This window comes from Streptomyces sp. NPDC034670, from assembly GCF_055574875.1.
Genome location: NZ_JBVITR010000010.1, coordinates 11111 through 33709, shown reverse-complemented (window position 1 = coordinate 33709; position 22599 = coordinate 11111). Strand labels below are relative to the sequence as shown.

Here is a 22599-nt window from a genome sequence, read left to right as displayed (position 1 = left end):
TCAAGCTTCGGAGCCGAACCGCCAGGGGGGAACCACCGTGCGTCCGCCGACCACTCCACGGGAGAGATCCGTGCCCGAGCCCGCGCCGGAGAGCACGCCGCCCCCGGCCCCTCCCGGTGGAACCGCGCCGGGGGCGCCCGGTTCCTCCCCCGAGCCCGTGACGGACCTCTCCGACCTCCCGCCCGTCCGGCGCGGGCACCGGGGCCGCGCCGTCCGGCCCGCGGTCCCGCTGCTCGCCGCGCTCGCCCTGTGGGGGTACGCGGTGCGGCACACCGATGTGTCGCGGCTCGACGACTTCGGACTCGTCACCGCGCTGCACCCGGCCTTCTGGGCCGGCCTCGTCGTCCTCACCGCCGGTTTCTGGTCCACGGTCCGCGACCCGCGCCGGCCCGGCGGCTGGCCGGCGGCGTACGTGCTCGGCCTGCTGCTGATGGAGCGGGCCACGCAGGCGGTGCTCTACCCGACCCCGCTGTACGCCTGGGCGTGGAAGCACGACGGCGTCGTCGAGCACCTGCTGACGGCCGGCGGACTCCAGACCGCCGACCGGATCGGCGACATGGCGGTGTACGACCAGTGGCCCGGCTTCTTCGCCGCCCAGGCCGCGCTGGTGCGGCTGCTGGGCGTGGAGTCGGCGGCGATGTACATGGCCTGGTGGCCGCTGGTCTCCAGCCTGATGCTGCTGCTCCCGCTGCTGCTGGTCTACCGCACCTTCACCGAGGACCGCCGGCTGATCTGGACCGCGGTCTGGCTCTTCTACGCCGCCAACTGGGTGGGCCAGGACTACTTCTCGCCCCAGTCCGTGGCCTTCGCGCTGCACCTCGGGGTGCTGGCCGTCGTCCTGCGCCGGTACGGGCGCTCCGGCGAGGCCCCGGGACGGCGGGGGCAGGCCGTGTGGACGGCGGTGGTCGGCGCGCTGGTGGTGGCGATCGTCATCTCGCACCAGCTCACCCCCGGCATGCTGGTCGTCTCGCTGCTCGCCCTGTGCCTGGTCCGCCGCCACCGGGACCGGATCCCGGTCGTCACCACCGTCGCGATCTTCCTGGCCTGGTGCCTGACGGCGGCGCTGCCCTTCCTGTCCGCCGCGCTGCCGGACATGATCCGCTCCGTGGGCGACGTCAGCGGCAATGTCGCCACCGGGTACGGCACCACCCCGACCGGTACGGGCGCGGTGGCGACCTCGTGGGCGGCCCGGCTGCTGTCCGGCTCGGTCCTGCTGCTGGCGGTGGCGGGGGTGGTGCGCCAGCGCGTGCTGCGGCACCGGGCGATGCCCCTGCTGCTGGTCGCGGCGGCCCCGCTGCCGATGCTCGTGGCGAGCAGCTACGGCAGCGAGATGATCTTCCGGGTGCTGCTGTTCCTGCTGCCCGGGGCCGCCTTCTTCGCCGCCGCCGCGCTGCTGCCCGAGGTGCGCACGCTCACCGCCGAGGCCCGGGCCGCCGAGGCGCGCGGGACGGGCACGGGCGCCGCGGCGGCCACCGGGCGGCGCCCGGCGCTCCCCGCGGTCCGCGGGGGCCTGCGCGCCGGGGTCCCGCTGCTCGTCCTCCTCGCCGCGACGCTGGCCTTCGTGCCGAGCTACTCGGGCAAGGACCGGATCAACTACTTCCCGCCGCAGGAGGTCGCCCTGGTGCGGCAGCTCTTCGACCGGGCCGCCGAGGGCTCGACGGTCGTCGCCGCCAACCGCAACTACCCGCTGGCCTACGCCTCGTACGGGACCGTCGACCACTACTGGTTCCTCGAGGACGACCGGCGCCACGTCGACGAGATCGTGCGGGACCCGGCCGCCACCCTCGCCCGCGACATGGCCGGGGTGGAGCCCCCGGGCCGGGCCTACCTCCTGCTGACCCGGGGCCAGTGGGCCGACTCCGAGATGAACGGACGGCTCACCGGGGCCCAGCTGGACCGCGTCCGGGAGTCCGTCGCGCGCTCCCCGCTCTTCCGGCCGGTGGCGGAGAACGACGCCGGAGCGGTCTACGAACTGAGGACCGAGGAGGGGACGGAGCGATGACCCCGCAGGAACTCGTGGTGCGGATGCTTCCGCCGTTCGGCGGCTGGCTGGCGCTCGCCGCGCTGGCCCTGCCCGGCGGATCACCGGTGCGCGGCGCGGCGGTCGTCGTGTTCCTGGCGGTGGGCCCCGGCGCGGCGCTGGTCGGCCTCTGCGGCCCGGCGCTGCGCGCCAGACCCGCGCGGGGGCCGGTCGAGCGGCGCGACCCCGACTTCGCCCGCCGGTCCGACCTGCTGGAACGCCTGATGCTGGCCGTCCTGCTCAGCACCGGCGCGACGATGACCGTCGCGACGCTGCTGATCGCCACCCGCACCTTCAGCGCACCGAGGACGCTGCTGGTCCTGACGCTGCTGACCACGCTCGCCGCGTTCTGCCCGCGGCTGCGCGGCGCCTCCCCGCCGACGCCGAGGACACAGAAGGGTTCCGCTCCGTGAGGCTCACCCGTCCCTTTCGCCGTGACACCGGCCCGCGCACCGGCACCCGCCGGCTGCTGGTCACGTCCGCCGCGGTCGCCGGCGCCGTCCTGGTCGCCGCGCTCGCCCTGCGGGACGCGTCCGGCCCGCAGCCCTCCGCGACGGGCGGGGAGTGCCGGCCCACCGCCCTGCTCGAACCGCCCTGCGGCGCCTGGTTCGGCGCGTTCGTCCCGCACGAGCGGGCCGACCTGGAGGAGAAGGTGGAGGCCTACGAGAGGCGCGTGGGCCGCAGGCTCGACGTCGTCTACACGTACCACGACATGTCCGTTCCCGAAGGTGCCCGCAGGGAGGGGCAGTTGCTCACCCCGGAGGAGCAGCGCGTCGGTGAGGACCGCATGCTGCTGCTGTCCTGGGAGAGCAAGTGGTGGGGCGGCACGAAGGGGCAGCAGCCGACGTGGAAGGAGATCGCGGCCGGTGAACTGGACGCGTCCGTCATCGACGTCCAGGCACGGCGCATCAAGGAGTACGGGGAGCGCACCGGGAAGAAGGTCTTCCTCTCCTTCGACCTGGAGATGGACACGCGCACCCCGGACAACGGCACACCGGCGGAGTACGTGGAGGCCCACCGGCACATCCACGACCGGTTCCGGGAGCTGGGCGTCGACAACGTGGTGTGGACCTGGATCATCACCGGGTACCTGGGCCACACCGGCCTGTTCGAGCGGATGTACCCCGGGGACGCGTACGTCGACTGGATCGGCTACAACCAGTACAACTACTACCGGTGCCACGACGCGGACTGGCTCACCTTCGCGCAGACCCAGCGGGCGACGCACCGCTGGATCCGGAAGAACATCTCCGGCGACAAGCCGCTGATGCTCTCCGAGTTCGGGACGGCGGCCGACGCGGGGCGCCCGGAGCGGCAGGCCGAGTGGTACGCGCGGGTGCCGGGGGTGCTGAAGGACCTGGAGGGGGTCAAGGCCGCGCTCCAGTGGAACCACCGCGACCCCGGACCGCACTGCGACCTCGCCCTGGCGAACGGGGCGGCGTGGGCGAGCCTGCGCGAGGCGGTGTCCGACCCGTACCTGAACCAGCCGCGGGAGTAGGCGCCCGGGACGCCCCGTTCACCCGAGCCGCCCGCCCGGTCCGGCCGCGGCACGGGTCCCGGTCACGCCCGGGGCCGCGTCACGCCGCGGGGCCGCGTCCGGTCACCCCGCGAACTCCGGCCCGTTGACGGCGGCCCGGGCCCGGCGGTACCAGCGCCAGGCGACCGTCTTCGGGCCGTCGCGGTACGGGGCGACCCGCGCGCCGGCGCCCGCGAGCCAGTTCCGCACGTCCGCGACGGTGTGGCCGCGGCGGACGATGAGGCGGGCGATGCGGTAGCGCTCGTCCCGGTCCGAGCTGAGCGCGTGCCGGACGGCGGTCGCGGTCTCGTACCCGGCGCGGGCGGCCATGGCCCGTACCCGGGGGCTGTTGTAGCCGTGCGGGTAGGCGAGGTGGGGGACGGGGTGGCCGAGGGCGTCCTCCAGCACGGCCTTGGAGTCGGCCAGTTCGGCGCGCAGCCGCCCGGCGGTCAGCGTGTCCAGCTGGGCGTGGGTGACGGTGTGGCTGCCGATCTCCATGCCGGAACGTTCCAGCTCGGCCACCCGGTCCAGGGTCATCATCGGGGCGGGCGGCAGCAGGCTGCGGCCGCCCGGGGTGATGGCGCCGGTGGTGAGGTACGCGGTGGCCGGCAGCGCGCGCTCGGCCAGGGCCTCGGCGGTGGGGCCGGGCAGGTCGGCGAAGCCGTCGTCGAAGGTGAGCAGCACCGGCCGGGGCGGCAGGGGCGCGCGCCCGGCGAGGTGGTCGGCGAGGGCGCTGATGGTGACGGGCGTGCGCCCGCTGTCCACGACGGCGTCGAGGTGGTCCGCGAACTGACGGGGCGTGACGGTGAACTCGGCGATCCAGTCCGGTGGTTCCTCCATCACGGCGTGGTAGAGGAACACCGGGACGGCCGCGTTCCCGGTCCGCTCCGCGCCGGGCCGCGCTCCGCCCGGCACCGGTCCCTGTGACGGCGTGGTCATCCCGTCCCCCTCCCCGGAGTCCCCGGAGTCCCCGGAGTCGCCGGAGCCCCCGGAATCCCGGGGGCCCCCGGAGTCGCCGGGGTCCCCGGAACGTCCCGCGGCGCCCGCAGTGCCCGCCGCGCCCGCAGGTAGCCGACCGGCCCGTACGCCATCCCCCTGCGCTGCAGCCGGGACAGCCGGCGCGGCCACGGATGGGTGCGGGCGCCGTGGGCGCCCGGGGTGCCGCCCCCGTCCGTCTCGCGCACGGCCGTCAGGGCGCGGGCACGGGCCAGTCCGCGCGGCAGCCGGGCGAGGAAGGCCGGCAGCAGGGCGGGGCGGTCGACCAGGACGGCGGTGAGGTAGGCGGTGAGGCCGGCGCCGTAGCCGTGGGCCTGGGTCTCCAGGTCGGCCCAGGTCTCCCGGTGGTGGTGCCAGACCAGCGCGTGCGGGGTGTAGTGCAGCCGGTGCCCCTCGGCGAGGACGCGCACGAACCCGTAGAGGTCGTCGCCGCCCCGGGCGGGCGTTCCCGCGCCGGTGGCCGGGTCGAAACCGCCGACGCCGCGCAGCACGTCCGCCCGGAAGGCCATGTTCGCGCCGGAGCCGAACCGGCCCGCGGTGAAGGGGAACAGCGGCTCGTCGCGGGGCGGGTCCGCGGGGTCGTACGTCGTCGGCGTGAAGCCCTTGGCGAAGCCGCCGTGGCTCTCCAGCAGGACCTGGGCCGGGGTGCGCAGCCGGGCGGGCAGGATGAGGCCGGTGGCGCAGCCGAGCCGGGGGTCGGCGGCGAAGGGCGCGGTCAGCTCGGTGAGCCAGCGGGGATCGGCGACCACGTCGTCGTCGGTGAACGCGACCACCTCGCCCCGGACGGCGGCGAGCCCCCTGTTGTGCGCGACCGCCAGCCCGGGGACCGGCTCGCACACGTACCGCACGCGCTCCGCGTACGTGCGCTCCACCAGCTCGCGCGTCGCGTCCGTGACGGGCGCGTTGTCGACGACGACGATCTCGAAGTCCGGGTGGTCCTGGGCGAGGAGCGAGTCCAGCGCGCGGGCGAGCTGCCCGGCCCGCTCCCGGGTGGCCACCACGACACCGGTGGACGGCGGCGTCCCGGCGGGCAGGTCCCGCCCGCGCGCACCGTCCGCCGTGCCCCGGGCCGCCTCCGTCAGCACCGTCTTCGGGTCCGCCCCCTCCGGCACCCGCGCCAGCAGGGTGCCCACCGGCCGGCCCTCCCGTCTGACCAGGAGGAACACCTCGCCGTGGGTCACCGGGGGACTGCCCGGCCCGGGTCTGAGGGCGGCCTCGCCGCCGGCCAGGTCCAGTTCGGCGACCTGCACCGCGCCGATGGCCAGGAACCGCCGTATCTCCTCCCGCGCACGCGCCTGCGCACCTGTTCCCCGGAACATGCGGAACACGGGTCCTCCCCCTCCTCACACCCGGCGCAGCCGTGCCGCGCCCTTCAGGGCCCGCGACGCCAGCGACGCGAGGCGCGGGCGGTCGCGGACGAAGCCGTGCGCGCGGCGCGCGGGCTCGCGGCTCAGCCGGTACAGTGCGGCACCCGCCCCCGGACGCGTGGCCACCCCCTCGTGGACGGCGAGTCCGCCGGTCCTCAGCGAGTCCTTGTACGCGGCCGGGCCGCGCCCCAGGTCGAGCAGGCCGACGCCCTCGGCCGCCGCGGCCTCGGCCATCCGCAGGTGCAGCACCAGTCCGGGCGAGTACTTCGCGAACTCCGGGTCGTACGCCGGGAACCAGCAGGCCAGCACGGAGGCCGAGCGCAGGCCGAAGTGCGCGGCGACGGGACGGCCGCCGGCGTACAGGACCGACAGCGTGCCCGTGCACTGCGGGGCCCGGGTCCCGGCGAGGCGGCCCACGAGCCGGGAGATCCACTCCCGCGCGAACCGGTCCCGCCGCCCGGTCCTGCGGTACTGCGCCGACTTCCAGGCCATCAGCGTCCGCAGGGCGGCCGGGTCGCGCTCGTCGAAGACGAACCGCACGGGCCCCACCTGGCGGCCGAGCCTGCGCTCCTTGGCGAGGGTGGTCCTCAGGAACTTCGGCGACCGGCCGCGCAGCACCGACTCGTAGGTCCCGTAGCCCTTCCCCACGTCGATGACGTAGGTGGCGTGCTCCTCGGCCGCGTACGGCACGAACAGCTCCTGGCCGGCCTCCAGGTTGTCGAAGGCGAAGCTCGACACCGAGCAGGCCCGCAGCAGTGCGCCCGCCTCCAGGCCGTGGCCGGGAGCGAGGACCGCGCCCTGGCAGTCCGACACCCCGAGCCCGATCGCCCGGCCCTGTCCCAGCGGCCCCCGCTCGTACGGCAGGAAACCCGCCGGTTCCGCCCCGTGGTACAGCACCGCGACCCCGGCCCGGGGCCGCACCCGGCCCACGGCGACGGTGAACTCCGGTTCCATGAAGGGGCTGCGCGGCGCGTCCGCCGCGGCGCGCAGTTCCCGCCAGCGCTCCCGCTCCCCCTCGCCGAGCTCCTCGGGCCCCAGCACGCGCACGCGTCCACTGCTCACCTGACCCCCCGATCAAGTCCCCCCCGGACACCTGGAAGGTACCGCCCCGGGGAGCGTGGACGGTAGGGGGCGGGCGCCGGACGGCGGGGGCGCGGGGAGGGCGGGACGCGGGCGGCCCGGGGTGTGGTGAATCGAGCGGGCGCGCTGTCCGTATTCTCTGATCATGGCCGCACCCCCCGCGTTCTCACTCGTCGCCACCGATCTGGACGGGACGCTGCTGCGCAGCGACGACACCCTTTCCGACCGGTCCCTCGCCGCGCTCGCGCGGGTGGCGCGGGCCGGCGCCCGGCACCTGGTGGTGACGGGACGCCCGGCCCCCAGGGTGCGGCCGCTCCTGGACGAGCTCGGCGGCACGGGGCTCGCGGTGTGCGGACAGGGCGCGCAGGTGTACGACGCCGGCGCGGACCGGCTGCTGTGGTCGGTCACGCTGGACCGGGAACTGGCGGAGACCGCGCTCGGCAAGGTCGAGGCCGAGGTGGGCGAGGTGTACGCCGCGGTCGACCAGGACGGCGTCGACGGGCTGACCCTGATCGAGCCCGGCTACGTGATGCCGCACCCCACGCTCCCCGCCGTGCGGGTCGGGCGGCGGAGCGAGCTGTGGGACCGGCCGATCAGCAAGGTGCTGCTGCGCCACCCCGACCTGTCCGACGACGCGCTGGCGGCGGCGGCCCGCTCGGTGGTCGGTTCCCTGGCCACGGTCACCATGTCGGGGCCGGGGACCGTGGAGCTCCAGCCGCGCGGGGTCACCAAGGCGACCGGGCTGGCGCTGGCCGCCGCGCACCTGGGGCTGGGCCCGGAGCGGACGATCGCCTTCGGCGACATGCCGAACGACGTCCCCATGTTCGCCTGGGCGGCCCACGGCGTCGCCATGGCCGACGCCCACCCCGAACTGAAGGCGGTGGCCGACGAGGTCACCGCGTCGAACGAGGACGACGGCGTGGCCGTCGTCCTCGAGCGACTGTTCGGCGGGGCGGCCGTGCTCGGCCGTCAGCGGACGGTTCAGTACGCGCCGAAGACGTTGTCGATCGAGCCGTAGCGGTCGGCGGCGTAGTTGCAGGCCGCCGCGATGTTCGCGACCGGGTCGTACGGGTCGAAGGCGGTGCCGGGCACGTGGTACGCGGCGAAGGTCGGGTCGATGACCTGCAGCAGGCCCTTCGACGGGGTGCCCTTGGCGGCGTTGGAGTCCCAGTTGTTGACGGCGTTCGGGTTGCCGGAGGACTCGCGCATGATGTTGCGGTGGATGCCCTCGTAGGTGCCCGGGATGCCGTTCTGCTCCATGATCGCCAGCGCCTCGCGGATCCAGCCGTCGAGGTTGTTCGCGTACGTCGTCGTGGAGGCGGCGGCGGCCGGGTCGGACGGCGCGGTGGCCGCGGAGGCGCTGGTCGCGCCGAACAGCGGGAGGGTGATCGCGGCGACGCCGGCGACGGCGAGGGAGCGGGCGAGGTGGCGGCGGCCGGAACGGCGGAGCTGACCGGTTGCAGGCATGACTGGATTCCTCTCCTACGCCTGCGAGGTGAGCTGTCGGGTTCGGGCGGGAGAGTGCCCGGCCGCGCCCTTGCGGGCACGGCTTCACCCCGAGCCGTTCCGGCGTGTGCCGGTCCGGCGGCTTACCTGGGTCCCCCGCTCCTGCCGTGCGTGAGTGAGTTCGTCGTCGATGGGTGCGGGCGGCGGCAGGATTCGGCGTCCGCCCGACAGGCCGGGAACGTATGCGAGAGCGGATGCCGGAAACAAGTGCGGACATCACGGATAGGGCCGTTTGATCTTGCTGTGGGCGTTTTGGGACACTTGATCCTTTGCCGGCACGGGGGGCCAACTCGGTTGCGGGAAAAGGGGAATCACCGGTTCCGTCGGAGCGGCGGAGGGGCGTGCGGCGCGTGACCGACCTCACGGGCCGGACGGTCGCATCGCATTTCACGCCAAGGGGAATTCGCTTGCTAATTACGGCAAATCGGACAGCGGGGGCGGCAGGATGGTGGGAGGGGCGGACGGGGGCGGGGGGCGGCCCGGAATGTGGCCCGGAGCACGGCCCGGAATGCGGCCCGAGGCACGGTCCGGGCGCGGATCGCCGCACCCGGGAAACGTGATGAATGTCCGTGGTGATCAAACGGTCGGAAACCGGACAGCTCCGGTCCCGTGCCGCCCGTCCCGTAAGCCCGGGTGCTGCCGGTGATCGAAACGTGACCGGATACGCTGACTCGAGTGAGGGCAGCGACCTATCGACAAACCGTGTAACCGCCACCAGACACCAGCAGACAGGAGACCCCTCGTGACCGTCGTCGGGCCGTTCGGGCTGAGCGTGCGGGACCAGGCTCTGGAAGCCGATGTCCAGGCCGGAATGACGGCTGTCGAGGAGGGGCTGCTCGAGGCCACCAAGAGCGGGGTGCCCTTCATCACGGAGGCCGCCCAGCACCTGGTGCGGGCCGGCGGCAAGCGGTTCCGCCCGTTGCTCGTGATGCTCTCCGCCCAGTTCGGCGACCCCTACGCGCCCGGCGTCGTGCCGTCGGCCGTGGTCGTGGAGCTGACCCACCTGGCCACGCTGTACCACGACGACGTCATGGACGAGGCCGAGGTGCGGCGCGGGGTCGCCAGTGCGAACGCCCGCTGGGGCAACTCCGTCGCGGTCCTCACCGGTGACTTCCTCTTCGCGCGGGCCTCGCACATCCTGGCCGACCTCGGCCCGGAGGCGGTGCGGGTGCAGGCCGAGGCGTTCGAGCGGCTGGTCACCGGGCAGATCCTGGAGACCGCGGGGCCGCAGGACGGCCGGGACCCGGTCGACCACTACCTGGACGTGCTCGGCGGCAAGACCGGCTCGCTGGTCGCGGTCTCCTGCCGGTTCGGCGCGATGATGGCCGGCGCCGACGAGACGGTCGTGCACGTGCTCACCCAGTACGGCGAGCGGCTCGGCGTCGCCTTCCAGCTCGCCGACGACGTCCTGGACATCGCCTCCGACTCCCACGAGTCCGGCAAGACCCCCGGCACGGACCTGCGCGAGGGCATCGCCACCCTGCCCGTGCTGCGGCTGCGCGAGCGGGCGGCCCGGCTGGGGCTGGCCGAGGACATCGCCCTGTGCGAGCTGCTCGACTCCGACCTCACCGACGACGCCCGGCACGCCGAGGCGCTGCGCCTGCTGCGCGCCCACCCGGCCCTGGAGCAGGCCCGCCGGGACACCGTGCGCTACGCCGAGGAGGCCCGCGCGGCGCTGACCCCGCTGCCGGAGTGCGACGCGAAGACGGCGCTGGTGGAGCTGTGCGACGCGGTGGTGCACCGGGCGGGCTGAGCCGCCGGTGGCGGCAGGGCCGGACCCGTTCCTCCGTCACCCCCCCGGCCCACGACCCCTAGTGGTCGGGTGGAGCGAACCGCCCGCCGTGTCATACCGCAGCAGTACGCGGAGTTGAGCCCGCGGGTTGACGTATCCGCCTGCCGGATTTGGTCGGATGGACCACGACGGACATCACCACTCCTCACCGATTCGGGTGAGAATGGCGGCTCAGGGGGAGACTGGTGCGAGGACACGAGACGGAAGCCGCCGCCGACCACGGAGGTAGGGCACACATGGCACCGTACGCATCCGACGACACGACGACCGCGGAGGAGGCCGGCGAACCGCGCGCCGGACGGCGCAGGGCCGCGCGGTACGTGGTTCCGGTCACGGTGATGGGCGTGGCGGCCGCGACCATCGGGCTCGTCCCCGCGCTCGCCGACTCCGGCGACCCCGACCTGCCGGAGATCACCGCCGCGCAGCTCATCGAGAAGATCGCGCAGTCGGACGTCGAGCAGCTCTCCGGCACCGTGAAGATCACCACGGACCTCGGTCTGCCGGACCTCGGCGGACTGGCGGGCGGCCTCGCGTCCGCAGCGACGGGGCCGGGCGGGGACGGCGGCTCCGCGGCCGACCCGTCCGCCAGGCTCACCGAACTGGCGTCCGGCACGCACACGCTGCGGATCGCGGCCGACGGCCCGGACCGGCAGAAGGTGTCGCTGCTGGGGGACGCCGCCGAGTACAGCCTGATCCACAACGGCAAGGACGTCTGGGGCTACGACAGCGGGTCCAACGAGGTCTACCACGCCACCGTCGACGACTCCGGCGAGGCCCGCGGGAAGCGGTCGCAGCCCCCGGCGACCCCGAAGGACTTCGCCGAGGAGGTCCTGAAGGCGGTCGACGACACCACGTCCGTGACGGTCGACGGCACCGCCCAGGTGGCCGGCCGGGACGCGTACCGGCTGGTCGTCAAGCCCAGGCAGTCCGGCTCCACGATCGGTGCGATCAGCATCGCGGTCGACCACGGGACGGGGATGCCGCTGAAGTTCACGCTCACCCCGTCGAGCGGCGGCGCGGCCGTCGTGGACGTCGGCTTCACCAAGGTCAGCTTCGACCGGCCGGCCGCGTCGACCTTCGACTTCACCCCGCCCGAGGGCGCCGAGGTGACCGAGGACGGCGGACTCGACCGGGACCGGGGGCGCTCCGGGGAGTCCCGGATCCCCCCGAAGTCCGAGGGGGACCTGGCCAAGGGCCTCGACGGGCTGACGGTGCTCGGCGAGGGCTGGAACTCCGTCGCGGTCCTCGACACCGGCGGCGAGGGCCTGCCGGCCGGCGGGGCCGGTGAGACCGGCGGTGACCTCGGCGGCTTCCTCGACTCGCTCGGCGACCGGGTCGAGGGCGAGTTCGGCACGGGCACGGTGTTCAGCACCCGCCTGGTCAACGCCCTGATCACCGAGGACGGCAAGGTCTACGCGGGCGCCGTCACCAAGGACGCGCTCGTGAAGGCGGCCGGCCGGGACCAGTAGGGTTCCGGGACCTCACGGCACGGCGGGGACGGGGAGAACCGACGGGCGGGGCGTCCGCGCCCGGTCCGGACGGGCGGACCCGCGTCCGGACCGGGCGCGCGTCCCGTCGTGGTGGGGGAGGAGACGCCGCCCCGACCCTCGTGCCCGTGCGGCGCGGTGGGGCCGGGCGGGCGAGCGGCGGGTCCGCCCCGGTGGAGGAGTCGGGCCGGGCGCCGACCGCCCGGTGGGCGGCTACGCTTGGCCCGCAATGCGTAAGGACGACGAGACCGAGACCGCCGACGGCGACAGCGTGGACGTGATGCTGGCCGAGTGGCGGAGCGAGTGGGCCGAACTGGACGTGTCGTCCAGCGCGGTGACCGCCCGTCTGCTGCGGACGGCCCAGCTGCTGGAAGAACTCTTCGCGGCGCAGCTGCGCCGTTCGGGCGGCATGGCCGTGGCCAACGTCGGGGACTTCGACGTGCTGCACGCGCTGCGCCGCAGCGGTCCTCCCTACGCGCTGACGCCGGGACAGCTGCGCCGGGCGCTGGTCGTCTCCTCCGCCGGCCTCACGGGGAGGTTCAACCGGCTGGAGCGCGAGGGCTGGATCGAGCGCGGCCCTTCCCCCGTCGACGGCAGGAGCACCCTGGTCAGCCTGACGGAGGAGGGCCGGGCGAGTCTGGACCGGGTGCTGGAACAGCACTACCACCTGGAACGGAAGGTGCTCTCCGTCCTGGAGCCGGAGGAACGCGCGGCGGTCGCGGACGCGCTGCGCAAACTCCTGGCGTCCCTGGAGGGGGACGCCCGCTGAGCAGCCGGCGGGCCGGCCTCAGGCCGCTCCCGCCGACATGCCGAGGATCACCGCGATGCAGAGCCCGATCAGCCCCAGGGTGACCACGCCCAGGGCGAGGGCCATCTCCCGCGTGCGGCGGCGGTGACGGGCCGCGTACTGGGCCTCGACCTGCTGGATGCGTTCCGCGATGCGGCGGGTGACCTGGCGGGCGTTCTCCTCCTGCTCCCGGGCGTACGCCTGCTCGATCGCGAGGCGCTGCTCCGTGGTCAGGCCGGGCAGCTCCCGGGCGAAGTCCCGTGCCCTGCGGTGCGCCTCCCGGCGGCTGGCCTCCCGGTGGAGGTAGCCCTCGATCTGCTGCAGACCGAGGGCGGCTTCACGGCTGGCGTCCATGGACGGCTCCTGACTGTTCGGGAGAAGGATGGGCGGCCCGCTCAGCGACGGTCGGCGGCGGCCACCCGGTTCCTCTCGTCGTCCTCCGCGGCGGTCTCCGGGTGGTGCAGGTCGAACGCGGGCGAGTCGCTGCGGACCCGGGGCAGCGTCGTGAAGTTGTGCCGCGGGGGCGGGCAGGAGGTCGCCCACTCCAGCGAGCGGCCCCAGCCCCAGGGGTCGTCGGCCCCGACCTTCTCGCCGTACCTGGCCGTCTTCCAGACGTTGTAGAAGAACGGCAGCAGCGACAGGCCGAGCAGGAACGAGGCGATCGTGGAGACCGTGTTCAGGGCGGTGAAGCCGTCGGCCGCCAGGTAGTCCGAGTACCGGCGCGGCATGCCCTCGGCGCCCAGCCAGTGCTGCACCAGGAACGTGCCGTGGAAGCCGGTGAACAGCGTCCAGAAGGTGATCTTGCCCAGGCGCTCGTCGAGCATCCTGCCGGTGAACTTCGGCCACCAGAAGTGGAAGCCGGCGAACATCGCGAACACCACGGTCCCGAAGATCACGTAGTGGAAGTGTGCCACCACGAAGTACGAGTCGGTGACGTGGAAGTCCAGCGGCGGCGAGGCCAGGAGCACGCCGGTCAGGCCGCCGAACAGGAAGGTGACCATGAAGCCGGTGGCCCACAGCATCGGCGTCTCGAAGGAGAGGCTGCCCTTCCACATGGTGCCGATCCAGTTGAAGAACTTCACACCGGTCGGGACCGCGATGAGGAAGGTCATGAAGGAGAAGAACGGCAGCAGCACCCCGCCGGTGGCGTACATGTGGTGCGCCCACACCGTCACCGACAGGCCCGCGATCGCGATCGTCGCGCCGATCAGGCCCATGTAGCCGAAGATCGGCTTGCGGGAGAAGACCGGGACGATCTCGCTGATGATGCCGAAGAACGGCAGGGCCAGGATGTAGACCTCGGGGTGGCCGAAGAACCAGAACAGGTGCTGCCACAGCAGCGCCCCGCCGTTGGTGGGGTCGAAGACGTGGGCGCCGAACTTGCGGTCGTACTCCAGCGCGAACAGCGCCGCCGCCAGCACCGGGAAGGCCAGCAGGATCAGCACGCTGGTGAGCAGCACGTTCCAGGTGAAGATGGGCATGCGGAACATCGTCATGCCGGGGGCGCGCATGCAGATGATCGTGGTGATGAAGTTGACCGCGCCCAGGATGCTGCCGAAGCCCTGCAGGATGAGGCCCGTGATCCACAGGTCGGAGCCGGCCCCGGGCGAGCGGATGGTGTCGGACAGCGGGGTGTAGGCGGTCCAGCCGAAGCTGGCGGCGCCGTCCGGGGTGAGGAAGCCGGCGAGCGCGATCAGCGAGCCGAACAGGTAGAGCCAGTAGGCGAACATGTTCAGCCGGGGGAACGCCACGTCGGGCGCGCCGATCTGCAGCGGCATGAGCCAGTTGGCGAAGCCGGAGAAGAGCGGTGTCGCGAACATGAACAGCATCACGGTGCCGTGCATCGTGAACGCCTGGTTGAACTGCTCGTTCGACATGATCTGCAGGCCCGGCCGGGCCAGCTCGGCGCGCATCACCAGCGCCATCACGCCGCCGACGCAGAAGAACACGAACGAGCTGACCAGGTAGAGGGTGCCGATCCGCTTGTGGTCGGTCGTGGTCAGGTACCCGATGACGGCTCCGCCCCGCCTGCGGCGTCGCGCCGGAGCGGTCGCCTGGGGCGATGGGGCGGGCGGTGACGGGGCGGGCAGGGTCACGACGATCCTCTCCGAGCGTGCGAGATCTCCGGGCGTGCGGATGCCTGCGCATCGAGGGCCCGGCCTTCACCAAGGTATCTCGTTCGCGAGAGAAATAAATATCGGGGGCCCATCCCTGCCACTTCGAGGGGAAACGGTCGTTGACCGGGAAGCAGGTACGTCGGGCGCCGGAGTTCGGCGCACCGCCCCGGCCCGCTCGCCGCCTCGGCCTTACCCGCCGCCCACCGGGCGGCGAACCGCGGCGGACGGCCCTTGGGACGAGCCTGTGACAGCGCGGTGACGCGGGAGAAGCGGCCGGGCGGACAGACTGGCCGGTAGGTGTACGACCCGAATGAGGCAACGATGGCTCGACTCAGCCGCGAGAAGAAGCGGGAACAGGAACAGGGCGCCCGCGCGGCGAACCGGGCGGCGGTGCCGATCGACGTCCGCGTCCCCGCCGCCGGGGCGGGTCCGGGCGGGGCGTCGGTCGGCGGGGTGCCGGTGACCGCCGCGCCCGGCGAGGAGATCCAGCAGGCGGTGCTGGACCACCTCCACCGTGCCGCCCTCGCCTCCGGCCGCGCCGTCCTCGCCACCGTCCACGACGAACGCATCGGCTACGTCCTCCCCCTCCGGGTCGACCCCGACGGCTCCAGCCACTTCACCGCACGGCCCGTGCCGGCGGCGCGGGAGCGGCGGCCGGAGCGGGGCAGGGGGCCGCTGCGGGTCGTGCCCGAGCCGGCGGGGCCCGTGCCGCCCGGCACGGTGGCGCCGCCGGCGGGTGCGTTCGGCCCGCCTCCCGTCATGGACGCGCGGCCCCGTCCCCTCCCGGTCCCGGACGCCGGCCGCCCCGGGGGACCGGCGTCCCGCCCCCGGCCCGGCGGCACCCGCCCGGACCCCGCCCCCGCTCCGCCCCGCGGCTTCGACGCGGTGGCGGAGGCGGTGCTCGGGGACGGGCCGCCCGCCGCCGGCGACGCGACGGCCCCCGCCCTGCTGGCGGAGCCGGCGGCCCGCGTCAACGAAGCCGTCCGGACGGGGCGGCTCGACACGGCCGCGCGCCTGGCCCGGCGGACCGTGGCGGAGGCCTCGGGAACGCTGGGGCCGGAGCACCCGGAGGTGCTGCGGCTGCGCGAGCTCACCGCGTACATCGCCTACCTGGCCGGGGATCCGCTGAACGCCTTCCGGCTCTGCCTGGACCTCGCCGCGATCCACCGCCGCGCCGGGGACGCGGAGGCCGCCTACGGCAACGTCCGCGGCGCGGCCACCGCGTGGCGCGCGGTGCGCGACGCCGAACTCGGGCTGGAACTCGGGCGCGAACTGATCGGACTGTGGGCCGGGCTCACCGCCGAGGGCGGCCCGGCCGCCGACGAGGCCGAGGAACTGGAGTCCGCCCGCGCCCGCATGGTCCGGCTGGCCGGGCGCGCCCGCGCCCGGCAGGACTGAGGGGCCGGCCGGAGCACCTCGCCGCGGTCGGTGCCGTCGCCGCCGGACGCCCGCCGGTCTCCCGGCCGGGCCGGGCGGCGCGCGGGTCAGCGCCCCGCGGGTTCCGCCTCCGCCGCCTCCGCCGCGCCCACCGCGTCCGCCTTCCGCCGCACGGCGGCTCCGGTTCCGGCCGTCGTGCCGGCGAGCGCGCGGGCGGCCCGGCGGGCGGTGCGCAGCGCGTCCCAGGTGAGCAGCGCGAGCGCCAGCCAGACCAGTGCGAAACCGGCCCAGCGCTCGGGCGGCATGGCCTCCTTGAAGTACAGGACGCCCAGCAGGAACTGGAAGACCGGGGCCAGGTACTGGAGCAGCCCCAGGGTGGACAGGGGCACGCGGATCGCGGCGGCGCCGAAGCAGACCAGGGGGAGCGCGGTGACGATCCCGGTCGCGACGAGCAGGGCCGCGTGCCCGGTGCCCCCGGTGGTGAAGGTGGAGTCGCCCCGCGCGCCCAGCCACAGCAGGTAGCCGAGCGCCGGCAGGAACTGGAGGGCGGTCTCGGCGGCCAGCGACTCGACGCCGCCGAGGTCGACCTTCTTCTTGACCAGCCCGTAGGTCGCGAAGGAGAAGGCGAGGCAGAGGGAGATCCACGGCGGGCGGCCGTGGCCGACGCTGAGGACGATCACCGCCGAGACGCCGATCCCGACCGCGGCCCACTGGGCGGGGCGCAGCCGTTCCTTCAGCAGCAGCACGCCCATCGCGATGGTGACCAGCGGGTTGATGAAGTAGCCGAGGGAGGCCTCGACGACGTGCCCGGAGTTCACGGACCAGATGTAGAGGCCCCAGTTGACGGTGATGACCGCCGCGGCGACCGCGACCAGGGCGAGCCGGCGCGGCTGGCGCAGCAGTTCGCCCAGCCAGGCCCAGCGGCGTACGACGACCAGGGCGGCGCCCACGAAGAACAGCGACCAGACCATCCGGTGGGCGAGGATCTCCACGGCGCCCGCGGGCTTGAGGAGGGGCCAGAAGAGCGGGACGAGCCCCCACATCCCGTACGCCGCGAAGCCGTTCAACAGTCCTGTGCGCCGCTCGGCGGCCGACTTCCCGGTCACACGGATCCTCCTTCGTCCCTGCGCGTCCCCTGCGTCGCGCGGAGCCGTGGACGCGCGACCTCCGCCGACGACGGTAACGCCGGACACCCCCGCATGTCATACCCGTACCGGAATACGGTCATGACGGGCGGGGGTGTCCGGCCGCGGGGAACCGGCCCGGTTCAGCTCCCGAGCGCGGCGGAGACGGCCTCGGCGAGCGGGGTGGTGGGGCGCCCGATCAGGCGGGACAGGTCACCGCTGTCGACGACCAGCTCGCCCCGTGCGATGGAGGCGTCCGCGCCCGCGAACACGGCGGCCGCCGGCCCGGGCAGGCCGGCGCCGGTCAGGATGCCGGTGAGTTCCTCGACCGTGACCTGCCGGTAGGAGATCTCCTCGCCGGTCTGCCGGCTCAGCTCGGCCGCGTACTCGGCGAAGCTCCACGCCTCGTCGCCGCCCAGTTCGTACGTCGTGTTCTCGTGCCCCGCGCCGGTCAGCACGGCGACGGCGGCGGCCGCGTAGTCGGCGCGCGCGGCGGAGGAGACCCGGCCCTCGCCGGCGGCGGCGACGACCGCGCGGTGCTCCAGCACCGGGGCGAGGTTCTCGGTGTAGACCTCGTGGTACCAGCCGTTGCGCAGCAGGACGTACGGCACGCCCGAGGCCAGCAGGACCTCCTCGGTGCCGCGGTGGTCGTCGGCCAGGGAGGCGGTCAGGGTGCCGGGGGCGCTGGTGTAGGCGAGCAGGGCGACCCCGGCGGCCCTCGCGGCGTCGATGACGGCCGTGTGCTGTCCCACCCGGTCCCCTCCGACCTCGTTGCCGGAGATCAGCAGCACCTTGTCGCCGGGTGCGAACACGCCCTCGAGGGTCTCGGGGGCGTCGTAGTCGGCGACCGCGACGCGCACGCCGCGTGCCGCGAGGCCGGCCGCCTTCTCCGCGCTGCGGACCACGGCGGTGACCTGCTCGGCCGGCACCTTCTCCAGCAACTGCTCCACGACGTGGCGGCCGAGCTTTCCGGTGGCTCCGGTGACGACGATGCTCATGATGCGAGAACTCCTTGGGGGGATGCGTATGCACTAACCATAAGTGCAGCGCTAACTTTAAGAAAGTTCCCACTTCGGGTGGGCCCGGGGCGCGGGGACGACATGACCGCGGCCCGGCGGGCGTACGACCGGGCCCGGGCGCGCCTGGCGCCCGGGCCCGGTGGTGGAACGGCCGGTCCCCGCCGGTCTCAGCCGACGACGGTCCAGGTGTCGCTGCCGGCCAGCAGCGCGGCGAGGTCGCCCTTGCCCCGCTGCTCGACGGCGGTGTCGAGCTGGTCGGCCATGAGGGTGTCGTAGACCGGCCGGTCGACGGAGCGGAACACGCCGATGGGGGTGTGGTGCAGGGTGTCCGGGTCGGCGAGGCGGGACAGCGCGAAGGCGGTGGTCGGGGACGCGGAACGGGCGTCGTGGACCAGGACCTCCGCCTCGTTCTCCGGCGTCACCGCGACCACCCGCAGATCACCGGTGGCCCGGTCCCGCACGACGCCCTTGGACCCCTCGTGGCCGAAGCGGATCGGCTCGCCGTGCTCCAGGCGGATCACCGCCTCCTCGGCCCGCTGCCGGTCCTTGAGGACCTCGAAGGCGCCGTCGTTGAAGATGTTGCAGTTCTGGTAGATCTCCACCAGGGCCGTGCCCGGGTGGTCGGCGGCCTGCCGCAGCACCTCGGTGAGGTGCTTGCGGTCGGAGTCGACCGTGCGGGCCACGAAGGACGCCTCCGCGCCGATCGCCAGCGACACCGGGTTGAAGGGGGCGTCCAGCGAGCCCATCGGGGTCGACTTGGTGATCTTCCCGACCTCGGAGGTCGGGCTGTACTGGCCCTTGGTCAGGCCGTAGATCCGGTTGTTGAACAGCAGGATCTTGAGGTTGACGTTGCGGCGCAGGGCGTGGATCAGGTGGTTGCCGCCGATGGACAGCGCGTCGCCGTCACCGGTGACGACCCAGACGGACAGGTCGCGGCGGGAGGTCGCCAGGCCGGTGGCGATGGCGGGGGCGCGGCCGTGGATGGAGTGCATCCCGTAGGTGTTCATGTAGTACGGGAAGCGGGAGGAGCAGCCGATGCCGGAGACGAAGACGATGTTCTCCCGCGCCAGGCCGAGCTGGGGCATGAAGCCCTGGACGGCGGCGAGGACGGCGTAGTCGCCGCAGCCGGGGCACCAGCGCACTTCCTGGTCGGACTTGAAGTCCTTCATGGACTGCTTGCCCTCGGCCCTGGGGACCAGCTTCAGTGCCTCAGTCATCGATGGCCTCCTTCAGCGCCGTCGCGAGCTGTTCCGCCTTGAACGGCATCCCGTTGACCTGGTTGTACGGCGTGGCGTCGACCAGGTACTTCGCCCGGATGAGGGTGGCGAGCTGGCCGAGGTTCATCTCGGGGACCACCACCTTGTCGTACCCCTTCAGCACCTCACCGAGGTTGCGCGGGAAGGGGTTGAGGTGCCGCAGGTGCGCCTGCGCGATCGCTTCCCCGGCCGCGCGCAGCCGCCGCACGGCCGCCGTGATCGGCCCGTACGTCGAGCCCCAGCCCAGGACCAGCGTCCGCGCGCCGTCCGGGTCGTCGACCTCGACGTCCGGGACCTCGACGCCGTCGACCTTGGCCTGACGGGTGCGGACCATGAAGTCGTGGTTGGCCGGGTCGTAGGAGATGTTGCCGGTGCCGTCCTGCTTCTCGATGCCGCCGATCCGGTGCTCCAGGCCCGGCGTGCCCGGGATCGCCCACGGACGCGCCAGCGTCTGCGGGTCGCGCTTGTACGGCCAGAACACCTCGGTGCCGTCGTCCAGGGTGTGGTTGGGGCCCCGGGCGAACTGCACGCGCAGGTCGGGCAGCTCCTGGAGGTCCGGGACGCGCCAGGGCTCGGAGCCGTTGGCGAGGTAGCCGTCGGAGAGCAGGAAGACCGGGGTGCGGTAGGCCAGCGCGATCCGCGCCGCCTCCAGGGCCGCGTCGAAGCAGTCGGCCGGGGTCCGCGGGGCGACCACCGGCACCGGCGCCTCGCCGTTGCGCCCGTACATCGCCTGCAGCAGGTCCGCCTGCTCGGTCTTGGTCGGCAGGCCGGTGGAGGGGCCGCCGCGCTGGATGTCCACGATCAGCAGCGGCAGCTCCAGGGAGACGGCCAGACCGATCGTCTCGCTCTTGAGGGCCACGCCGGGGCCGGAGGTGGTGGTGACGGCCAGCGAGCCGCCGAAGGCCGCGCCGAGCGCGGCCCCGATCCCGGCGATCTCGTCCTCGGCCTGGAAGGTCCGCACGCCGAAGTTCTTGTGCCGGCTCAGCTCGTGCAGGATGTCCGAGGCCGGGGTGATCGGGTAGGAGCCGAGGAACAGCGGCAGGTCGGCCTGGCGGGAGGCGGCGATCAGGCCGTAGGCCAGGGCCAGGTTGCCGGAGATGTTGCGGTAGGTGCCGGGCGGGAAGGCCTTCGCCGCCGGGGCGACCTCGTAGGAGACGGCGAAGTCCTCCGTCGTCTCGCCGAAGTTCCAGCCCGCGCGGAACGCGGCGATGTTGGCCGCCGCGATGTCCGGCTTCTTGGCGAACTTCGAGGTCAGGAACTTCTCGGTGCCCTCGGTCGGCCGGTGGTACATCCACGACAGCAGGCCCAGCGCGAACATGTTCTTGCTGCGCTCGGCCTCCTTGCGGGTGAGGTCGAACTCCTTCAGCGCCTCGACCGTCAGGGTGGTCAGCGGCACCGGGTGCAGGCGGTAGCCGTCCAGCGAGCCGTCCTCGAGCGGATTGCTGTCGTAGCCGACCTTCGCCAGCGCCCGCTTGGTGAACTCGTCCGTGTTGACGATGATCTCCGCCCCGCGCGGCATGTCGGCGATGTTCGCCTTCAGCGCGGCCGGGTTCATCGCGACCAGCACGTTCGGCGCGTCACCGGGGGTGAGGATGTCGTGGTCGGCGAAGTGCAGCTGGAAGGACGAGACACCGGGCAGGGTGCCGGCGGGCGCGCGGATCTCGGCCGGGAAGTTCGGCAGGGTGGAGAGGTCGTTGCCGAAGGACGCGGTCTCCGAGGTGAAGCGGTCACCGGTGAGCTGCATGCCGTCACCGGAGTCCCCCGCGAACCTGATGATCACCCGGTCCAGACGGCGGACGTCCTTCGCGCCCGCCGCTTTGCGCTGCTCTCCCACGGCCGGTTCGTCGGCCTGCTCCGCTGGGCTGCTGACCTGGCTGGTCACTGAACTGGACCTCCCTCGAGGCGGCTGTCCGGGACGGCCTTCCCGTAGGCCCTCCCTGGATCAACCCTACGTCCGCAAGGGGCGTCCACCTCGGGTCATTCGCATATTGGACACGAGGACGAGACGTCCGGGCGTCCGGACATGTCCCGCCTTCTCCTTGGATTCCCCCTGGTGACCGCCCCTTGGTCCTTGCCTTCGAAGACGCCGCCCGGGCCCGCCCCGGTTCGCGGGCGCGGTGACGGACCGTCCGCAGGGCGCGGCGGGGAGCGCTCCCCGCCGCGGGCGGCCCCGGTCTCAGGAGCCGAGATACGTGAGCACGGCCAGCACCCGCCGGTGGTCGCCGTCGCTCGGGGACAGCCCCAGCTTCAGGAAGATGTTGCTGACGTGCTTCTCGACGGCGCCGTCGCTCACCACCAGCTGCCGGGCGATCGCCGAGTTCGTCCGCCCCTCGGCCATCAGTCCCAGGACCTCCCGCTCGCGCGGAGTGAGTCCCGCGAGCACGTCCTGCTTGCGGCTGCGCCCCAGCAGCTGCGCGACCACCTCCGGGTCCAGGGCCGTGCCGCCCCGGGCCACGCGCACCACCGCGTCCACGAACTCGCGTACGTCGGCCACCCGGTCCTTGAGCAGGTAGCCGACGCCGCGGCTGGAACCGGCCAGCAGCTCCGTGGCGTAGCGCTCCTCCACGTACTGCGACAGCACCAGCACCCCGATGCCCGGGTGGTCCCGGCGCAGCTGCACCGCGGCCCGCACGCCCTCATCGGTGTGCGTCGGCGGCATCCGCACGTCGGCCACCACCACGTCCGGGAGCAGGTCCTGCCCGTCCAGCCCGGCGATGGTCTTGATCAGCGCGTCACCGTCCCCGACACCGGCCACCACCTCGTGCCCCCGGTCGGTCAGCAGCCGGGTCAGGCCCTCCCGGAGCAGCACCGAATCCTCGGCGATGACCACCCGCACCCTGTCCTCCACGATCCTCGGCCCCCCACAGCCCCGCGCCGCGTCCGCCCCCGTGGCGGTCCGGCCGTCGGGTCCAGCATCCCAGCATCCGGCGGGGGACGCTGCGGGACACCGCGATCCGGGGAGAGAGAGGGGGAGGGGGATGCCATCGCGGCGGGCCGGCCGCAGCGCGTCCACCGCACACGGGACCGGCCCGCGGGGACCGGCCCGGGGGGGGGGGGGGGGGGGGGGGGGGGGGGGGGGGGGGGGGGGGGGGGGGGGGGGGGGGGGGGGGGGGCGGGGGGCGGGGGGGGGGGGGGGGGGGGGAGAGGGGGAGTGG

19 protein-coding genes and 1 riboswitch are annotated in these 22599 nt (G+C 73.9%); of the genes, 8 read left to right on the top strand and 11 right to left on the bottom strand.

Annotation, left to right across the window (positions count from 1 at the left end; genetic code table 11):
• Positions 1 to 157: 157 nt before the first annotated feature.
• The 3 genes from ACZ56B_RS10090 to ACZ56B_RS10080 are packed head-to-tail and all read left to right on the top strand — an operon-like array spanning position 158 to position 3518.
• Positions 158 to 2002, top strand: a complete 1845-nt coding sequence (locus ACZ56B_RS10090) for a glycosyltransferase (protein ID WP_468788186.1) — start codon at positions 158 to 160, stop codon at positions 2000 to 2002.
• Positions 1999 to 2433, top strand: a complete 435-nt coding sequence (locus ACZ56B_RS10085; protein ID WP_468788184.1) for a hypothetical protein — start codon at positions 1999 to 2001, stop codon at positions 2431 to 2433. The genes ACZ56B_RS10090 and ACZ56B_RS10085 overlap by 4 nt, the downstream gene beginning before the upstream one ends.
• Positions 2430 to 3518: a glycosyl hydrolase gene (locus ACZ56B_RS10080; protein ID WP_468788182.1), complete on the top strand. Its 1089-nt coding sequence runs from the start codon at positions 2430 to 2432 to the stop codon at positions 3516 to 3518. Before ACZ56B_RS10085 ends, ACZ56B_RS10080 begins: the two co-directional genes overlap by 4 nt.
• A 102-nt stretch (positions 3519 to 3620) precedes the next feature.
• Here the strand turns inward: ACZ56B_RS10080 and ACZ56B_RS10075 are convergent, their stop codons facing one another.
• The 3 genes from ACZ56B_RS10075 to ACZ56B_RS10065 all read right to left on the bottom strand — a co-directional run bounded on the left by ACZ56B_RS10075 (position 3621) and on the right by ACZ56B_RS10065 (position 6961).
• On the bottom strand, positions 3621 to 4376 hold the full coding sequence (locus ACZ56B_RS10075; RefSeq protein ID WP_468788388.1) for a polysaccharide deacetylase family protein: 756 nt from the start codon (positions 4374 to 4376) through the stop codon (positions 3621 to 3623).
• Between the two features lie 95 nt (positions 4377 to 4471).
• Positions 4472 to 5851: a glycosyltransferase family 2 protein gene (locus ACZ56B_RS10070; RefSeq protein WP_468788386.1), complete on the bottom strand. Its 1380-nt coding sequence runs from the start codon at positions 5849 to 5851 to the stop codon at positions 4472 to 4474.
• A 24-nt stretch (positions 5852 to 5875) separates the two neighbouring features.
• Complete coding sequence (locus ACZ56B_RS10065; RefSeq protein WP_468788180.1) at positions 5876 to 6961, bottom strand: GNAT family N-acetyltransferase; 1086 nt, start codon at positions 6959 to 6961, stop codon at positions 5876 to 5878.
• 163 nt (positions 6962 to 7124) lie between these two features.
• Here ACZ56B_RS10065 and ACZ56B_RS10060 point away from each other — a divergent pair, with 163 nt between their 5' ends.
• Positions 7125 to 7997 carry an HAD family hydrolase gene (locus tag ACZ56B_RS10060; protein ID WP_468788178.1) on the top strand — a complete coding sequence of 291 codons (873 nt, stop codon included), beginning with the start codon at positions 7125 to 7127 and terminating at the stop codon, positions 7995 to 7997.
• Here ACZ56B_RS10060 and ACZ56B_RS10055 read toward each other — a convergent pair.
• Positions 7961 to 8446 (bottom strand): transglycosylase SLT domain-containing protein, encoded by a 486-nt coding sequence (locus ACZ56B_RS10055; protein ID WP_468788176.1) that lies wholly within the window; start codon positions 8444 to 8446, stop codon positions 7961 to 7963. The genes ACZ56B_RS10060 and ACZ56B_RS10055 overlap by 37 nt on opposite strands.
• A 3-nt stretch (positions 8447 to 8449) precedes the next feature.
• A riboswitch (cyclic di-AMP (ydaO/yuaA leader) is annotated at positions 8450 to 8613 on the bottom strand.
• A 614-nt stretch (positions 8614 to 9227) separates the two neighbouring features.
• Between ACZ56B_RS10055 and ACZ56B_RS10050 the strand changes: the two genes are divergently transcribed.
• The 3 genes from ACZ56B_RS10050 to ACZ56B_RS10040 all read left to right on the top strand — a co-directional run bounded on the left by ACZ56B_RS10050 (position 9228) and on the right by ACZ56B_RS10040 (position 12533).
• Positions 9228 to 10238, top strand: a complete 1011-nt coding sequence (locus tag ACZ56B_RS10050) for a polyprenyl synthetase family protein (RefSeq protein ID WP_468788174.1) — start codon at positions 9228 to 9230, stop codon at positions 10236 to 10238.
• A 275-nt stretch (positions 10239 to 10513) separates the two neighbouring features.
• Positions 10514 to 11746 carry a LolA family protein gene (locus tag ACZ56B_RS10045; RefSeq protein WP_468788172.1) on the top strand — a complete coding sequence of 411 codons (1233 nt, stop codon included), beginning with the start codon at positions 10514 to 10516 and terminating at the stop codon, positions 11744 to 11746.
• 247 nt (positions 11747 to 11993) lie between these two features.
• On the top strand, positions 11994 to 12533 hold the full coding sequence (locus tag ACZ56B_RS10040; RefSeq protein WP_468788170.1) for a MarR family winged helix-turn-helix transcriptional regulator: 540 nt from the start codon (positions 11994 to 11996) through the stop codon (positions 12531 to 12533).
• An 18-nt stretch (positions 12534 to 12551) separates the two neighbouring features.
• Here the strand turns inward: ACZ56B_RS10040 and ACZ56B_RS10035 are convergent, their stop codons facing one another.
• Entirely contained in the window at positions 12552 to 12905 is a 354-nt protein-coding gene (locus ACZ56B_RS10035; RefSeq protein ID WP_468788168.1) for a hypothetical protein, read from the bottom strand.
• Positions 12906 to 12946: 41 nt separating this feature from the next.
• Entirely contained in the window at positions 12947 to 14647 is a 1701-nt protein-coding gene (ctaD, locus tag ACZ56B_RS10030) for an aa3-type cytochrome oxidase subunit I (RefSeq protein WP_468788166.1), read from the bottom strand.
• A gap of 342 nt (positions 14648 to 14989) precedes the next feature.
• Here ctaD and ACZ56B_RS10025 point away from each other — a divergent pair, with 342 nt between their 5' ends.
• A complete protein-coding gene (locus ACZ56B_RS10025; protein ID WP_468788164.1) occupies positions 14990 to 16066 on the top strand; it encodes a tetratricopeptide repeat protein in 1077 nt (358 codons plus the stop codon).
• 86 nt (positions 16067 to 16152) lie between these two features.
• On the opposite strand, the gene rarD is transcribed toward ACZ56B_RS10025, so the two are convergent.
• The 5 genes from rarD to ACZ56B_RS10000 form a co-directional block, all read right to left on the bottom strand.
• Positions 16153 to 17151: an EamA family transporter RarD gene (gene rarD / locus ACZ56B_RS10020; RefSeq protein ID WP_468788162.1), complete on the bottom strand. Its 999-nt coding sequence runs from the start codon at positions 17149 to 17151 to the stop codon at positions 16153 to 16155.
• Between the two features lie 161 nt (positions 17152 to 17312).
• A complete protein-coding gene (locus ACZ56B_RS10015) occupies positions 17313 to 18167 on the bottom strand; it encodes an SDR family oxidoreductase (RefSeq protein ID WP_468788160.1) in 855 nt (284 codons plus the stop codon).
• 188 nt (positions 18168 to 18355) lie between these two features.
• Complete coding sequence (locus ACZ56B_RS10010) at positions 18356 to 19405, bottom strand: 2-oxoacid:ferredoxin oxidoreductase subunit beta (RefSeq protein WP_468788158.1); 1050 nt, start codon at positions 19403 to 19405, stop codon at positions 18356 to 18358.
• Positions 19398 to 21326 carry a 2-oxoacid:acceptor oxidoreductase subunit alpha gene (locus tag ACZ56B_RS10005; protein WP_468788156.1) on the bottom strand — a complete coding sequence of 643 codons (1929 nt, stop codon included), beginning with the start codon at positions 21324 to 21326 and terminating at the stop codon, positions 19398 to 19400. Before ACZ56B_RS10005 ends, ACZ56B_RS10010 begins: the two co-directional genes overlap by 8 nt.
• Before the next feature lie 294 nt (positions 21327 to 21620).
• The gene (locus ACZ56B_RS10000) at positions 21621 to 22292 is read right to left on the bottom strand and encodes a LuxR C-terminal-related transcriptional regulator (RefSeq protein ID WP_468788154.1); all 672 of its coding nucleotides are present in this window, start codon (positions 22290 to 22292) and stop codon (positions 21621 to 21623) included.
• Between the last annotated feature and the right edge of the window lie 307 nt (positions 22293 to 22599).

What these genes read in the sequence shown, in the direction of transcription:
- ACZ56B_RS10060 (WP_468788178.1), top strand. Translation starts at nt 7,125, where the DNA reads ATGGCCGCACCCCCCGCGTTCTCACTCGTCGCCACCGATCTGGACGGG.
- ACZ56B_RS10015 (WP_468788160.1), bottom strand. Translation starts at nt 18,167, where the DNA reads ATGAGCATCGTCGTCACCGGAGCCACCGGAAAGCTCGGCCGCCACGTC.
- ACZ56B_RS10040 (WP_468788170.1), top strand. Translation starts at nt 11,994, where the DNA reads ATGCGTAAGGACGACGAGACCGAGACCGCCGACGGCGACAGCGTGGAC.
- ACZ56B_RS10075 (WP_468788388.1), bottom strand. Translation starts at nt 4,376, where the DNA reads ATGGAGGAACCACCGGACTGGATCGCCGAGTTCACCGTCACGCCCCGT.
- ACZ56B_RS10055 (WP_468788176.1), bottom strand. Translation starts at nt 8,446, where the DNA reads ATGCCTGCAACCGGTCAGCTCCGCCGTTCCGGCCGCCGCCACCTCGCC.
- ACZ56B_RS10045 (WP_468788172.1), top strand. Translation starts at nt 10,514, where the DNA reads ATGGCACCGTACGCATCCGACGACACGACGACCGCGGAGGAGGCCGGC.
- ACZ56B_RS10085 (WP_468788184.1), top strand. Translation starts at nt 1,999, where the DNA reads ATGACCCCGCAGGAACTCGTGGTGCGGATGCTTCCGCCGTTCGGCGGC.
- ACZ56B_RS10070 (WP_468788386.1), bottom strand. Translation starts at nt 5,851, where the DNA reads ATGTTCCGGGGAACAGGTGCGCAGGCGCGTGCGCGGGAGGAGATACGG.
- ACZ56B_RS10025 (WP_468788164.1), top strand. Translation starts at nt 14,990, where the DNA reads ATGGCTCGACTCAGCCGCGAGAAGAAGCGGGAACAGGAACAGGGCGCC.
- ACZ56B_RS10010 (WP_468788158.1), bottom strand. Translation starts at nt 19,405, where the DNA reads ATGACTGAGGCACTGAAGCTGGTCCCCAGGGCCGAGGGCAAGCAGTCC.
- ACZ56B_RS10035 (WP_468788168.1), bottom strand. Translation starts at nt 12,905, where the DNA reads ATGGACGCCAGCCGTGAAGCCGCCCTCGGTCTGCAGCAGATCGAGGGC.